Source organism: Variovorax sp. GW821-FHT09D07, from assembly GCF_059416345.1.
Window position 1 is genome coordinate 481050 of the sequence record NZ_JBWKOY010000005.1, and the last position, 14763, is coordinate 495812.

13 protein-coding genes are annotated in these 14763 nt (G+C 68.9%); 3 read left to right on the top strand and 10 right to left on the bottom strand.

The features are described 5' to 3' along the window. Positions 1-2: 2 nt before the first annotated feature. The 10 genes from AC07OX_RS21015 to alaS all read right to left on the bottom strand — a co-directional run bounded on the left by AC07OX_RS21015 (position 3) and on the right by alaS (position 11906). Positions 3-1700 carry a thiamine pyrophosphate-binding protein gene (locus tag AC07OX_RS21015; RefSeq protein WP_495261755.1) on the bottom strand — a complete coding sequence of 566 codons (1698 nt, stop codon included), beginning with the start codon at positions 1698-1700 and terminating at the stop codon, positions 3-5. Continuing rightward, positions 1693-2532, bottom strand: a complete 840-nt coding sequence (locus tag AC07OX_RS21020; protein WP_495261756.1) for an SDR family oxidoreductase — start codon at positions 2530-2532, stop codon at positions 1693-1695. Before AC07OX_RS21020 ends, AC07OX_RS21015 begins: the two co-directional genes overlap by 8 nt. Positions 2533-2552: 20 nt before the next feature. Then, a complete protein-coding gene (locus AC07OX_RS21025) occupies positions 2553-3386 on the bottom strand; it encodes an IclR family transcriptional regulator (protein WP_070060330.1) in 834 nt (277 codons plus the stop codon). A gap of 36 nt (positions 3387-3422) precedes the next feature. Beyond that, the gene (locus AC07OX_RS21030) at positions 3423-4292 is read right to left on the bottom strand and encodes an alpha/beta fold hydrolase (protein WP_495261757.1); all 870 of its coding nucleotides are present in this window, start codon (positions 4290-4292) and stop codon (positions 3423-3425) included. 23 nt (positions 4293-4315) lie between these two features. Next, a complete protein-coding gene (locus AC07OX_RS21035) occupies positions 4316-4864 on the bottom strand; it encodes a cupin domain-containing protein (protein ID WP_095947543.1) in 549 nt (182 codons plus the stop codon). 43 nt (positions 4865-4907) lie between these two features. After that, positions 4908-5723, bottom strand: coding sequence for an SDR family oxidoreductase (locus AC07OX_RS21040; RefSeq protein WP_370869887.1), 816 nt, complete (start codon positions 5721-5723; stop codon positions 4908-4910). A 20-nt stretch (positions 5724-5743) separates the two neighbouring features. Further along, a complete protein-coding gene (locus AC07OX_RS21045) occupies positions 5744-6727 on the bottom strand; it encodes a Bug family tripartite tricarboxylate transporter substrate binding protein (protein ID WP_062474573.1) in 984 nt (327 codons plus the stop codon). 191 nt (positions 6728-6918) lie between these two features. Then, positions 6919-8178 carry a D-amino acid dehydrogenase gene (locus AC07OX_RS21050; RefSeq protein WP_495261758.1) on the bottom strand — a complete coding sequence of 420 codons (1260 nt, stop codon included), beginning with the start codon at positions 8176-8178 and terminating at the stop codon, positions 6919-6921. A gap of 53 nt (positions 8179-8231) precedes the next feature. After that, positions 8232-9248: a 2-dehydropantoate 2-reductase gene (locus tag AC07OX_RS21055; protein WP_070060324.1), complete on the bottom strand. Its 1017-nt coding sequence runs from the start codon at positions 9246-9248 to the stop codon at positions 8232-8234. 33 nt (positions 9249-9281) lie between these two features. Beyond that, on the bottom strand, positions 9282-11906 hold the full coding sequence (gene alaS / locus AC07OX_RS21060; protein WP_495261759.1) for an alanine--tRNA ligase: 2625 nt from the start codon (positions 11904-11906) through the stop codon (positions 9282-9284). A gap of 261 nt (positions 11907-12167) precedes the next feature. Here alaS and AC07OX_RS21065 point away from each other — a divergent pair, with 261 nt between their 5' ends. From AC07OX_RS21065 to AC07OX_RS21075, 3 genes are all read left to right on the top strand, one after another. After that, a complete protein-coding gene (locus tag AC07OX_RS21065) occupies positions 12168-12989 on the top strand; it encodes a ferritin-like domain-containing protein (protein WP_495261760.1) in 822 nt (273 codons plus the stop codon). A gap of 733 nt (positions 12990-13722) precedes the next feature. Beyond that, entirely contained in the window at positions 13723-13959 is a 237-nt protein-coding gene (locus AC07OX_RS21070) for a hypothetical protein (protein WP_095744972.1), read from the top strand. A gap of 3 nt (positions 13960-13962) precedes the next feature. Continuing rightward, positions 13963-14757, top strand: a complete 795-nt coding sequence (locus tag AC07OX_RS21075) for a winged helix-turn-helix domain-containing protein (protein WP_235944108.1) — start codon at positions 13963-13965, stop codon at positions 14755-14757. Positions 14758-14763: the final 6 nt, after the last annotated feature.

Below are 14763 nucleotides of genomic sequence, written 5' to 3' on the forward strand. Positions count from 1 at the left end.
GCTCACTTGGCCGCGCCGAGCGCGGGAATCTGCGTGACCGTGTTGGTCGGCGGGCCGGCGAAGCTGGTCTTGAAACCGCCGATCGACAGCATGTCGATCTCCAGCAGGAACGGGCCGTTGGCGGCCAGCGCCTGGTCCAGCTGCGCCGGCAGGTCGGCCAGGTCTTTCACGCGGGCATGCGGCAGCGCGATCGACTTGCACAGCAGGTCGTAGTCGGGCGTGTGCAGCTCGGCGTAGCACTGGCGGCCGCCGTACTGCGCGTCCTGGATGTTCTTGATCACGCCGTAGCTCTTGTCGTTCATGAGCACGATGATCATGGGCGCCTTCTCCTGCACCATGCAGGCCAGCTCGCCCAGGTTCAGGATGAAGCCGCCGTCGCCGGCCAGGCAGAAGGTCTTGCGGCCCGAGCCCGTCACCGCCGCGCCGATGGCCGCGCCGATGGCCATGGGCATGCCCTGGCCGATGCCGCCGCCCGTGGCGTGCACGCCGGCGCTGGGCTCGAACACGCGCAGCTCGCGGTTGCCCCAGGTGCTGTTGGACACCGTGACGTCGCGCACCCAGTTGAACTTGCGGCCGGCCACCGACTGCAGCTGGCGCACGAGTTCGGCGTACGGGCCGAGGTCGTCGCGCAGCGTGGCCACGGCCTGGTCGTGCGCGGCGCGCAGGTCGACCAGCAGCTGCGGGTCGGCCTGGTACTTCGCGGCTTCGAGGCGGTCGGCCAGGCCGTCGAGGGCCAGCGCGGAGTCGCCGCAGACAAAGGCTTCGGACGCATAGCAGCGGCCTTCGGCGGCGGCATCGGCGTCGATGCGGTACAGCGGGCGCGGCAGCTTCAGTTCGTACTTGAGCGTCTCGTTGCCGCGCAGGCGCGAACCGACCACGAGCATCGCGTCGCAGGTCTGGTAGAAGGCCTCGACCGGCTTCTGGATGTTGTAGGCGCCGAGCGAGCCGGCATCGTCCTCAGGCACCGTGCCGCGGCCCTGCGTGGTCGTGACCACGCCGAAGCCCAGCTTCTGCAGGCGCTGGATCGCGCTGCGCGCATGGCGGGCACCGCCACCGACCCACAGCAGCGGGCGCTTGGCCGTGGCCAGGCGCGCGGCCAGTGCATCGAGGCCGGCGGCCGAAGGCACGGGGCGCTCGATGGGCAGCGGCGACAGGTCGGCCGGCATGGTCGTGAGCGCCGACTGGATGTCGATCGGAATCTCCACGCTCACCGGGCCGGTCGGCGCGGTCATGGCGAGTTGCACCGCGCGCTTGAGCGTGCCCAGCACCGTCTCGACGCTGCGCACGCGCAGCGCGGCTTTCGACACCGCCTTGAGCATGGTGAGCTGGTCGGGCGCTTCGTGGATGTACGACATACCCTTGTCCAGGTACGGCGTCTCGATCTGGCCCGTGATGTGCAACAGCGGCGCACCGGCCGTCAGCGCCTCGACCATGCTGCCGGCGATGTTGCCCGCGGCCGGGCCGGTGCTGGTGATGCACACGCCCAGGCTGGCGGTGGAGCGCGCATAGGCGTCGGCCATGTTGCCCGCGCCGGCTTCGCCGCGCGCCGAGATGAAGCGCACCGTGCCGCGCTGCGCGAAGGCATCGAGGATCGGCATGTTGTGGATCGAGATCACGCCAAAGGCTGCCTTGACGCCGCACTGCTCGAGGAACGCGGCGACGACGGCGCCGACCGTGACGGTGTTGTTGGGGTTATGCATGGCGGGAATGGCCTCCGGAGATGTCGATGTGGCTGCCGGTCGTGTACGACGCGAGCGGTGAAGCAAGGAAAAGGATCGCGCGCGCGGCTTCGGTCGGAAGCCCCAGGCGACCCAGCGGGATGTGTTTGGTGGTGGCGAGCTGGCGGCTCCAGGCGGCCCAGTCCTGCGACTTGTCTTCGCGCGCCTCGAAGCGGCGGCGCCACTGGCCCGACTCGACCAGGCCGATCAGGATGCCGTTGACGCGCACGCCCTGCGGCGCGAACTCGGTGGCCATGGAGCGCACGAGGTTCAACAGGCCCGCGCGCGCGGCCGAGGTGGCGACCATGTGCGGCTCGGGCTGGCGTGCCAGCAGCGAGTTGGCGCAGACGATGGCGGCATCGCCCAGCACCGCGCGCTGCGCCGTGAGCTGCGGCAGGAAAGCGCGCGTCGGGTGGATGACCGAGAAGAACTTCAGGTTCAGCTCTTGCATCCAGGCCGCGTCGTCGGTGTCGGCGAAGGTGGAGACACGCCCCTGCCCTGCGTTGTTGACCAGCATCGAGGCCGGGCCGAGTGCGGCCTCGCTGGCGGCGGCGAAGGCGCGCACCGAGGCGGCGTCGAGCACGTCGCAGGTCTGCGCGAACAGCTTGGCGTCGGGGTACTGGGCACGCAGGCCGGCCACGGCGGCATCGAGCCGTTCGGCATTGCGACCGCACAGCGCCACGGCGGCGCCGCAGCCCAGCAGCAGCTCGACGGTGGCCAGGCCGATGCCCGACGACCCGCCCGTGACCACGGCCACGCGGCCGGCCAGTGCGTCGGCGGCGAAGAAAGAGGAGGAAGGGGCGAAGGTCGTCATGGTCGATCTGAAATCAGTCGTCAGGCGCTGCGCAGCGGCACCACCTTGCTGGTGCGTGCGGGCGAGTAATTGAGCAGGCCCGAGATCTCGTCGGCGGTGCCGCGCACGCGCTGCACCATCTCGTCCATGCGGTTCTCGTCGATGTGGCCCGAGGTGATGGTGGCGCCCAGCGCCGCCACGATGTGGCCGCTGTGGTCGCGCACCGGCGCGGCGATGGTCGAGATGTTCGATTCGAAGAAGCCCTCGCCCAGCACATAGCCACGCTGGCGGTCGGCCTGCACCATGTCGAACAGTTCGTTCACGGTCTTGGGCGTGCTCGGCGAGAAGGTCTCGAGCTTGTCTTCGGGGTACAGCGCGCGCAGCTGCGGCAGCGTGAGGTCTTCCAGCAGGATGCGGCCCAGCACCGTGGCGTGGGCCGGCAGGCGCGTGCCCACCGTGACCGAGCTGGCGAAGGGCGTGGCCGGTGCCACCTTGGCGACGTAGACGATCGAACGACCGTCGCGCACCACCAGGTTGCAGGGCGTGCGCAGCTCGTCGCACAGGCGGTTGAGCAGCGGCGTGCCCAGCTGCGTGAGTTCCAGCGAGGCCAGGTATTCGAAGCCCAGGCGCAGCACGGCCAGGCCCAGGCGGTAGTCGCGGCCGCCCTCGGCGCGCTCGAGGAAGCCCATGTTCTCCAGCGTGGTGAGCAGGCGGAAGACGGTCGAGCGCGGCAGGTCGAAGCGGCGCGCCAGCTCGGGCGCGGAGAGCGTGCGGCTCTCGCGGCTGAACTCGCACAGCACGCGCAGGCCGCGCTCCAGCGCGGGCACGTTGTAGCGGTCCGCGCCCTCTTCCATCACTTCGTTGTCGGTGGCCATCTTGGAATTCCTCTCGGTTGTCTTGTTCGTGTCGGGTCAGCCGGCGAGCGATTCGCGCAGCAAGGCGGCGACGGCCTGCGGTTGCTCCACATAGCCGGCGTGACCCGCATCGTCCACCAATTCGAGGGGCACGCCGCAGCGGCGCGCGACTTCTTCGCAGGCGGCGGGCGGCGTGACGACGTCGAGCGCGCCGCAGGCCACGCGCACGGGCATCGGCGGCGGCAGATCGGCCAGCAGGTCGGCGTTGCACAGCAGCTCGACGGCCTGGCGGTAGCCGTGGTCGTTCAGGCGCGCCATGTTCCAGCGCACCCACTGGCGGGCGTGCTCGGAGGCACCGTCGGACACGAGCCGGCCCGCGCGCTTGGCGGCCATGCCGGCAATGCCGAGGTCGTCGAGCGTGGCCAGGCGTTCGGCGCGCACCTTGGCGCGGGCGTCGATGCGCGCGGCGGCGCCGTAGCCGATGGCGGGGCTCACGAGCACGAGGCGGCGGATGCGGGCACTGGCGCTTGCATCGCTGCGCGCAGCCGACGCAGCGACGATGGCGCCCAGCGAATGGCCGACGAGCACGCAGGAGCGGATCGACAGCGCATCGAGCATTTCTTCAAGGCGTGCGGCGTAGTCGGCGGCGGTCGGCGCGGCCAAGGCCAGCGGCGTCGAGCGGCCGTAGCCCGGTGCGTCCCACGCGATGAGGCAGGCCTGCGGCGCCAGCAGCGCCGCGGTGTCGAGCCACGAGGCCGCGCCCGAGCCGATGCCGTGCAGGCACACGATCACGGGGCCCTGCCCGCATTCGCGCACCGACACCACCGCGCCGCCGCCGACCGCGACGTCGCGAGCCGGAAAGCGTGCATCGAGCCGCGCCAGCTCGGAAGCCGGCAGGGTCTGCGCGGAGATGTCGATGGTGCTCATGGCCTGTTCGCTCGCTCGCTCGCTCAGCGCTTGATCTTGGCCAGCGGGTGGTCGGCGGGGTACGTCGGCGTGACCGGCTTCTTGGCGCCGAGCATCACGCACATCAGCGCGTCTTCGTCACCGATGTTGATCTCTTCGCGGTACACGCCGGGCGGCACCGAGATCAGGTCGCGGTCGGTCATGATGGTTTCGAAGCGCTCGCCGTCCTTCTCGATCACGACCTTGAGCTTGCCGCGGATCAGGAAGAACACCTCTTCCACGTCGGTGTGGATGTGCGGCGGGCCTTCGTGGCCGGCCGGGATCACCATGGTCGAGAAGGTGAAGTGCTCCGAGGGCACGGTGTTGGTGTCGGCCGCGACACCGGTGCCGCCGGTGCCCACATAGCGCATCTGCGCGCGGCGGAACTTGGGGTCGAAGTCGGCCTGGAACTTCAGCGCGTCCCAGTCGTACTTGCGGGTTTCGTAGCGGGCGATGCGGGTGTTCATCCACTCGGCCAGGCTGCTGCCCTCGGGCTGCGCCAGGGTGTTGGCGGCGCTGTTGTTGATCTTCTGCTGTTCGGACAAATCGCTCATGGGTGTACTCCTTGGTCGGGAAATTCGGTCGGTGGGGACGGGTTCAGTGCATCGCGAAGCCGCCGTTGACGGCGAGCAGCTGGCCGGTGACGAAGCGCGCCAGGCCGGACAGCAGGAACACGGTCGCGCCGCAGACGTCGGCCGCCTGCTGCTCGCGCGGGATGGCGCGGCCTTCGAGGTACTTCTGGTGGCGCGCCATCGGCACGTACTCGGTGGCCTCGACCAGCGTGAGGCCGGGCGCCACGGCGTTCACCGTGATGTTGTCGCCGCCCCATTCGCGCGCCAGCGAGCGCGTCATGGAAATGACAGCGCCCTTGCTCGAGGCATAAGCCAGCAGGTTGGGCGCGCCCCACAGCGCCGTGTCCGACGCGAGGTTGACGATGGCGCCACGGCCGCTGGCTGCCAGCGCGGGGCGGCAGGCGCGGCCCATGAGCCAGCTGCCGCGCACGTTGACGTTCATCACGCGGTCCCACATGTCGATCTCGAGCTGGTGCGCGTCGCGACCGCCCGAGTTGGTGATGGCGGCGTTGTTGACGAGGCCGTCCAGCCCGCCCAGCAGGCGCACCGCCTCGGCCGCGCCCGCCTCGATGGAGGCCGGGTCCGACAGGTCGATCGCCAGCGCGTGCGCCGTGCGGCCGGCATCGCGCAGCGCCTTCGCCTCGGTCTCGGCCAGCTCGCCGAGGATGTCGGCCAGCACCACGCTCGCACCCGCCGCGGCCACGCACTGCGCGAACGCCAGGCCCAGGCCGCGCGCACCACCGGTCACGAGCACGCGGCGGCCGGCCAGCAGGTTGGCGGGCATCTCGGCCAGCAGGGCCTGCAGGCTGGAGGGATCGGCGATGGCTTTGAGGTCGGTCATGGCGGGCGTCTCCGTGAAGTTCAGTCGGCCTGGATGCCGAGTTCCTTGATGACCTTGCCGAAGCGCGCGAAGTCGGCGGCGTTGGTCTTGGCCAGCACGTCGGCGTCGCCGCCCACGGGCGTGGTGCCCAGCACGGCCATGCGCGCGACGATGTCGGGCATCTTCAGGATCTCGTTGAAGTGGCCGTTGAGCGTCTTCACGATTTCGGGCGGCAGGTTGCGCGGGCCCCACAGGCCGTTCCAGGCGGTGAGTTCGACGTCCTTGTAGCCCAGCTCGGCGAAGGTCGGCACCTTGGGCGCCAGCGGCGAGCGCTCGCGCGAAGCCACGGCCAGCGGGACCATCTTGCCGTTGGGCATGTAGGGCGCCACGGGGCCGAGCGTGATGAAGGTCACCGGCACGTGGCCGCCGAGCACGTCGTTGACGGCGGGCGCCACGCCCTTGTACGGCACGTGCGCCAGGCTGGTGCCCGAGGCGCGGGCGAACATTTCGCCCAGGATGTGCATCGGCGAGCCGCTGCCGGGGCTGGCGTAGCTCAGCGACTTGCCGCCCTTGGCCGCGGCCACCGCGTCCTTCAGGCCGGTGTAGCCCTTGGCGCCGCTGGCCACGAGGAAGAGCGGCAGATTGCCGGTCTGCACGATCGGCGTGAAGCCGTTGAGCACGTCGTAGCCCGAGGTGCTGCCGGTCTTGAGCACCAGCTGCGCGATCGAGAAGGTGCTGGGCGCGAGCAGCAGCGTGTAGCCGTCGGGCGCAGCCTTCGAGACGAAGGCGCTGCCGATGATGCCGCTGGCGCCGGGACGGTTGTCGACCACCACGGGCTGGCCGACGCGGGCCGAGAGCTTCTCGGCGTACAGGCGCGCCAGGGCGTCGGTGTCGCCACCCGCCGGATAGGCAACGACCAGCGTGATCGGCTTGCTGGGGTAGGTGTCTGCCCAGGCGAGTCCGGAAGCGCAAGCGGCGGCCAGGGAGACGGCGGCGGCGATGGCGAGGCGGCGAGTGTGTGTCATCGGGGGTCCGTGGAATCGGTGGTTTGTTTCACCAAAGAAACAACGATTTATTAATGGAACACCGCGAGAATACCGACGAAGACAACTTCATGACTAGGTAAAAACCCTAGTTGAGGTGACGCCGGGGTGCGCGGCCCACGAAAAAGGGCGGCCGTTTCGGGCCGCCCTTCGAGGGTGGGAGCGGGGTTGGGCTACCCGCCGTAGCGCGCGACGGTCAGGCCTTCCATGTCGATCTCGGGCGCCCTGCCCGCGACCAGGTCGGCCATCACGCGGCCGGTCCCGGCCGCCATGGTCCAGCCGAGCGTGCCGTGGCCGGTGCTCAGCAGCAGGTTGGGCACGCGGGTGGCGCCGATCACCGGCGTGCCGTCGGGCGTCATGGGGCGCAGGCCGGTCCAGAAGGAGGCGTCGCGCACCGGGCCGCCGCGCGGGAACAGGTCGGTCACGACGTGCTCGAGCGTGTCGCGCCGCCGCGCATCGAGCGCCAGGTCGAAGCCCGAGAGCTGCGCCGTGCCGCCCACGCGGATGCGATCGCCCAGGCGCGTGACGGCGACCTTGAAGGTCTCGTCCATCACGGTGGATTCGGGCGCGCCGCTCGCGTCGGTGACGGGCACCGTGATCGAGAAGCCCTTGACCGGGTACACCGGCAGGTCGATGCCCAGCGGGCGCACCAGCGCAGGCGAGTAGCTGCCGAGCGCGACCACGTAGCGGTCGGCGGTGAAACTGCCCTGGTCGGTGCGCACCGCGGTCACACCCCTCCCCGCTTCGTGTTCGAGGGCCTGGATGTTCACGCCGAATCTGAATTGCACGCCCTCGGCTTCGGCCAGCTTGGCCAGCGCCTGCGTGAACTTGAAGCAGTCGCCGGTCTCGTCGCCCGGCAGGCGCAGGCCGCCGACGAACTTGTCCTTCACGGCGCCGAGCGCGGGCTCATGCAGCACACAGCCGTCGCGGTCGAGCACCTGGTAGGGCACGCCCGACGCCTTCAGCACCTCGACGTCCTTCGCGGTGCCGTCGAGCTGTGCCTGCGTGCGAAAGAGCTGCAGCGTGCCCTGCATGCGCTCGTCGTAGCGGATGCCGGTGTCGGCGCGCAGCGCCTTCAGGCAGTCGCGGCTGTATTCGGCCAGCCGCACCATGCGGCCCTTGTTGAGTTCGTAGCGCGCCTGCGTGCAGTTGCGCAGCATCGACAGGCCCCAGCGCCACATGGCCGGATCGAGCATCGGCTTGATGACCAGCGGGCTGTGCTGCATGAGCATCCACTTGATCGCCTTGACCGGCACGCCAGGCCCGGCCCAGGGCGCCGAATAGCCGGGCGAGACTTCGCCGGCGTTGCCGAAGCTGGTTTCGAGCGCGGGCGCCGGCTGGCGCTCCAGCACCGTCACCGCGTGCCCGGCGCGCGCCAGGTAGTACGCCACCGAGGTGCCGATGACACCGCTGCCGAGAATCAGGACCTGCATGACAACCCCTCCCTCTTGAAAGCCGCCATGGCCTGAGGGTACAGGCTTGGCGCTCAGAGACCCAGCGAGTCCTGCAGTTCGCGCGCCGTCCAGCGCTTCGGCTGTTGCGGCCAGGCCTCGAGCAGCGCGACCATGCGCGCGTTGCGCGGCGCGCTCAGGCCATGCTCCTGCGCGAGCCTCACGACCTCGCCGCTGAGCGCGTCGATCTCGGTGCGACGCCCCAATGCGAGGTCGTCGGCCATGCTGGAGCGCGCCTTGGCGTCGATGCGCAGCATGCGCGCCGCGACGATGCGAAACAGCCAGTCGGGCAACCGCAGCAGGCCCGGCAAGCGCCGCGCCGGCACGGCCGCCACCTGCGCGGGCACGATGCCGCCCGTGCGCAGCACGCCCAGCGTCTCGTCGATGAGCGCCGCGAAGCAGCGGCGGTAGCCGCGCTGCATGAGCTCGTCACGCAGCGGCAGGCCCGACAGCGCATTGACCGGGTTGTTGAGGTTGAGCAGCAGCTTGCCCCACTGCACCGGCAGCAGGTCGGCATGCAGGTCGAGCGGCACGCCGGCGCGCTCGAACACGGGCAGCCAGTCGCGCAGCGCGGGGTCGTCTTCCGCGGCCAGCCGGCCGGGGGTGCCGCGATGGAAGGCGCCGTCGTCGATCTCCGCCACGTTGTACGGCACCATGCCGGCGCGGATGTTGAGCGAAGGGCCGGCCTGCCCCGCGGCGGCGCAGTTCGAGATGCCGTTCTGCAGCGAAACCACCGTGGTGCCGGCCGGCAAGGCAAAGGCCAGTTCGCGCGCCGCCTCGGCCGTGGCGCCGCTCTTCACGCACAGCAGCACCAGCGCGGGCCGCGCGCCCACCGGGACCTGCTCGCACAGGCGCAGCGTGGGCGCCGCCAGCTTGTGCCGGGCGCCGTCGAGGTCGGTGAGCGTGAGGCCGTGGCGCGCAAGCTTGTCGAGCACGCGCGGACGGCCGACGAAGGTGACGGGCACGCCGGCCGCCGCGAGGCTGCCGCCGATGAAACAGCCGATGGTGCCCGCCCCCATCACGAGCACTTCACCGGGGATCGCGTCGGACATGAAGTGCTGTGTGGGTAGTGAGCGGAAAGGACCTCAGGTCCGTTGGGCGACCCAGGCCTGCACCGATTGCAGCGCGGCCGGCAGGCCCGCGGCGTCGGTGCCGCCAGCCATGGCCATGTCGGGCTTGCCGCCGCCCTTGCCTCCGACCTGCTGGGCCACGAAGTTGACCAGCTCGCCAGCCTTGACCTTGGCGATGCTGTCGGCCGTGACGCCGGCGGCGATCTGCACCTTGTCGCCGTCCACGGCGGCCAGCACGATGGCGGCGGTCTTCAGCTTGTCCTTGAGCTTGTCCATGGTGTCGCGCAGCGTCTTGGCATCGGCGCCGTCGAGCTTGGCCGCGAGCACCTTGATGCCGTTGACGTCCACCGCCTGCGCGATGAGCTCGTCGCCCTTGGACGACGCGAGCTTGCCCTTGAGCGCGCCCACTTCGCGTTCGAGCGTCTTGACCTGCTCGAGCACCTGCGAGAGACGGCCCTGCAGCTCGGCGGCCGGCGACTTGAGCGTGGCGGCCACGCTGTGCACGGTCGATTCGAGGTCCTGCAGGTACGACAGCGCATTGGCACCGGTGACGGCTTCGATGCGGCGCACGCCGGCGGCCACGCCGCCTTCGCTGACGATCTTGAACAGGCCGATGTCGCCCGTGCGGCCCACGTGGGTGCCGCCGCACAGTTCGCGGCTGGTGCCGATGTCGAGCACGCGCACGGTCTCGCCGTACTTCTCGCCGAACAGCATCATGGCGCCGGTCTTCTGGGCCGACTCGAGGTCCATCACGCGGGCCTGCGTGGGCGCGTTGTCCAGGATCTCGGCGTTGACGCGCTTCTCGATCTCGAGAATCTGCTCGCGCGTGACGGGGGCGTTGTGCGCGAAGTCGAAGCGCGTCTTGTCGGCATCGACCAGCGAGCCCTTCTGTTGCACGTGGTCGCCCAGCACTTCGCGCAGGGCCTTGTGCATCAGGTGGGTGACCGAGTGGTTGCGCATGGTGGCGGCGCGGCGCGCGGTGTCGACCGCGGCCTTGACCGTGTCGCCGACCTTCAGCGTGCCCTGCGTCTGCGTGCCATGGTGGCCGAACACGTCGGCCTTGATCTTCTGCGTGTCGTCGACACCGAACTGCACGCCTTCGGCCACGAGCACGCCCTGGTCGCCGACCTGGCCGCCGCTTTCCGAATAGAACGGCGTGGTGTCGAGCACCACGATGCCGCCCTGGCCTTCTTTCAGCTCGTTGACGGCCACGCCTTCTAGGTACAGCGCGACGACCTTGGCGTTTGCTTCCAGGTGGTCGTAGCCGGTGAAGGTGTTGCCCGCGCCGGCGTACTCGACGTTGCGGTCCATCTTGAACTTGCCGGCGGCACGGCCCGCGGCCTTCTGCTTTTCCATCGCGGCGTGAAAGCCCGCTTCGTCGACGCTCAGGCCGCGTTCGCGGCAGACGTCGGCCGACAGGTCGAGCGGAAAGCCGTAGGTGTCGTGCAGCTTGAAGGCGACATCGCCCGGCAGCACCTTGGCGTCGCCGGCCAGCGCCGCGTCGAGGATTTCCATGCCGTTGGCCAGCGTTTCGAAGAAGCGTTCTTCTTCGGCCTTCAGCGTATCGATGATGCGCTTCTCGTCGGCCACCAGCTTGGGGTACGCGTCGCCCATGAGCTTCACGAGGTCGGGCACCAGCTTGTGGAAGAAGGGCTTCTTCTGGCCCAGCTTGTAGCCGTGGCGGATCGCGCGGCGCACGATGCGCCGCTGCACGTAGCCGCGGCCTTCGTTCGACGGAATGACGCCGTCGGCCACCAGGAAGGAGGTGGCGCGGATGTGATCGGCGATCACGCGCAGCGAGTTGTTCGACAGGTCTTGCGTGCCGGTTTCGCGGCCGGCGGCCTTGATGAGCGCGTCGAAGATGTCGATTTCGTAGTTGCTGTGCACGTGCTGCAGGATCGCCGCCAGGCGCTCCAGGCCCATGCCGGTGTCGACGCAGGGTGCGGGCAGTTTCTTGACCGAGCCGTCGGGCTGCATGTCGAACTGCATGAACACGTTGTTCCAGATCTCGATGTAGCGGTCGCCGTCTTCATCGGGCGAGCCGGGCGGGCCGCCGGGGATCTCGGGGCCGTGGTCGTAGAAGATCTCGGAGCACGGACCGCAGGGGCCCGTGTCGGCCATCATCCAGAAGTTGTCGGACATGTAGCGGCCGCCCTTGTTGTCGCCGATGCGCACGACGCGCTCGGGCGGCAGGCCGATTTCCTTGGTCCAGATGTCGTAGGCCTCGTCGTCCTCGATGTAGACGGTGGCCCAGAGCTTTTCGGCCGGCAGCTTGTAGACCTGGGTCAGCAGCTCGAAGGCCCACTTCAGCGAGTCGCGCTTGAAGTAGTCGCCGAAGCTCCAGTTGCCCAGCATCTCGAAGAAGGTGTGGTGGCGCGCGGTGTAGCCCACGTTCTCGAGGTCGTTGTGCTTGCCGCCGGCACGCAGGCAGGCCTGCACCGAGGCGGCGCGCACGTAGGGGCGCTTGTCTTCGCCGAGGAACACGTCCTTGAACTGGACCATGCCCGAGTTCGTGAACATGAGCGTCGGGTCGTTGCCCGGCACCAGCGAGCTCGAAGGCACCACCGTGTGGCCCTTGGAGGCGAAGAAATCGAGAAAGGTCTTGCGGATGTCCGCGACCGTGAATGTGGGCTGGCTCATCTTTGGATTTCGTCTGCTGTCGGGGGCGGCCTGGCGATGGCGACCCTGCGTCGAAACCACTGCGTTGAACCGGCCTAACTGCTTGATTTGCTTGAACAATCGATTATAGGTTTGCGCATGGTGCCCGGGCCCGCCGCGGGCCTTGCGCACGCGCGATCCGGGAGCCGGGGCTAATATGGACGGCTGAAGCGGTGCGCGCCCTCCCCGGCTGCAGCCTGTTTCTTCCCTGTTTTCATCGGCAACATGAATCAAGGAGCACGCATGGCGGGTCAGGCGTCGGAACACTGGAAGATCGAAGACCTCGATTTCTCCCGCATCGCACGCGAGCAGGTGCGCACGGACGAGAACCTCTTCTACCTGGTGGCATCGGCCTCCTTCATCGAGAGCGGCTCCGACCTGTACACGCAGAACCTGGTCGACTTTTTCCGGGGCGACGACGAGGTCACCGAGTGGCTGTCGAACCACTGGGAGCAGGAAGAGCTGCAGCACGGCCGGGCCCTGCGCGCCTACGTGGACCACGTCTGGCCCGAATTTCCCTGGGAAACCGCCTACCGCGGCTTCCTCGACGAGTACGCCACGTATTGCAAGGTCGAGCTGCTGGCCCCGACCCGCGCCCTGGAAATGACGGCCCGCTGCGTGGTCGAGACCGGCACCGCCACCTATTACCGGGCCATGGCCCGCAGCACCACCGAGCCGGTGCTGCGCGACCTGGCCACGCGCATCGCGACCGACGAGGTCAACCACTACAAGCACTTCTACCGGTTCTTTCGCCGCTACCGCGCGCAGGAGCAGCTGAACCGCTTCCGCGTGATGGGCACCATCGGCCGGCGCACGCTGGAGCTGAAAAGCGAGGACGCCGACTGCGCCGTCCGCCACGTGCTGCAGGCCCGCGCCCCGCACCGCGCCGGCGACGCAGCCTACGTGCAGCAGCTGAGCGCGCACATGAACCGCACCATCCGCACCCACCTGAGCCCCGCCGCCACGCTGAAGATGCTGATGCGCCCGCTGGAGCTGCCGGCCCGGGTGCAGACGGTGATCCAGTACCCGATCCGGCAGTTCATGGAGCATGTCTTCCTGCGCTGACGGGACCCAAACCCCAGAAAACGCCGGAAAACGCGCAAAAAAAACCCAGCACGATGCTGGGCTGAATCTCTGGATTGCTGTCACGCACAGAGAACCCGCACTTGAAGCGAGTCCGCAAAATTTAGGGCCCGGGCCGCCCCCGGCTTGTCGGACAACACCGACAGTTCTGCACGATCGTGCGGACCGCGGGTATCCCCCGAAGCTCGAAAAAGTGCCAAATTCTTCACACTTTTTAACTTGTCCTACGGTTACGACATTTTTCAGCTGACATGCTGGGCGCGCGTCCTCGCCGAGGATGCACTTGCTGTCACGCAACAGGGCCGCAAAAGAAGAGCTCTCTGTTTGCCTTAGAGCGCGCCCCTTCGGGGGCCCCTCGAGATACCCGCTCCGGCGGGTATTTTTTTGCCCGCCGCCGGGCCACCCGTCGTCCTACCACATCGCCATGACGGGTTTTCCCAATCCGGTGGGGACAATGTTGTGGAAAACCGTGTGTGCAGCGCGCGAAACCCTTGCCTGGCGGGGCCTGCAACGCGGTGCCTGCGAAAGAGGCAGCGAAGGTAAAAAACCCGGAAAAATATTTTTCCCGCCCGTTTTCCCCTCCGAGACCGGTCCACCGCCGCCCCGAACGGCGCTGAAAGAATTCATCAGACTCCCATCCCGAAGCCCCCGCTAGCATCGAACGACCCGGGCGGCCAGCCTGCGCCGCGCCGGGGACCCAAGGGAGCAAAACATCGTGAAGTGGATCGTGGCTGGCTTTGTGGCGCTGGTTTTCTCAGTGCTGTCGTTCAACGCATTCATCGCCAACGACCTGAGCCGCCAGACCCGCGGCAACCGGCTCATCGCCATGCTGACCGACCTGTACGGCTGGCTGATGGGCACCCTGGGCGCCGTGCCGACGGGCGTGCTGTTCGCGGCGTGCGCCGTGGGCATCGTGGTGCTGGCGGTCCGGGACGGCAAGAAGGCGTCCTGAGCCATGCCGGTGACCACGCGCGTGGCCCTGCTCGACCCGCAAGGCACCACCGGACCCCAGCTGCTGCACAGCCTGCCCCGCCTGGGCTACGACACCCTGCGCTTCTCGAGTGCGGGCGACTTCTTTGCATTGCTGGACAGCGGCCAGCCGATCGACCTGCTGCTGCTGGTGGTCGAGAACGAGCTGGCTTCGCGCAGCCTCTTCGCCGCCTGCCGGGCGCTGAACATTCCGACGCTGCTCATCGTGCGCGACAGGCGCTGGGAGCAGCTCATGCCCTGGCGCGACGCGCCGGGCTGGGACGACTTCATCGAGCTGCACGGCGCCGGCATCGACGACGCCATCAACGAGCTGGCCTGGCGCATGCGCACCCTGCTGCTGCGCGCCCGGCAGGCCGCGCAGACCGCCAGCCTCGGCGCGGCGAGCTGGGGCCCCTACCGCTTTCTCGACATGGCCCACACGGTGCTGCTGCACGAGCGGCGCATCCGCCTGCAGCCGCGCCAGTACGCCTTTGCCGTCACGCTGTTCCGCAACGCCGGGCAGGTGATCACGCGCGAGTGGCTGTGGCAGTCGATCTGGGACAAGACCACGCCGTATGAAGGCACGCGCGTGCTGGACGTGTGCGCGGCCAACATCCGCAAGCGCCTGGACCTGTGCGCCGCGAACGGCTACGAGCTGCGCGCGGTTTACAAGCAGGGCTACCGGCTGGTGTCGGTGTTGCCCGGGCGCGAACCCGTCAAGGAGAGGGAGTTCACGCGAAGAGGCCGGCCACGCCATGCCGCCCTTGCCGTGAATTGCTGACAGGCC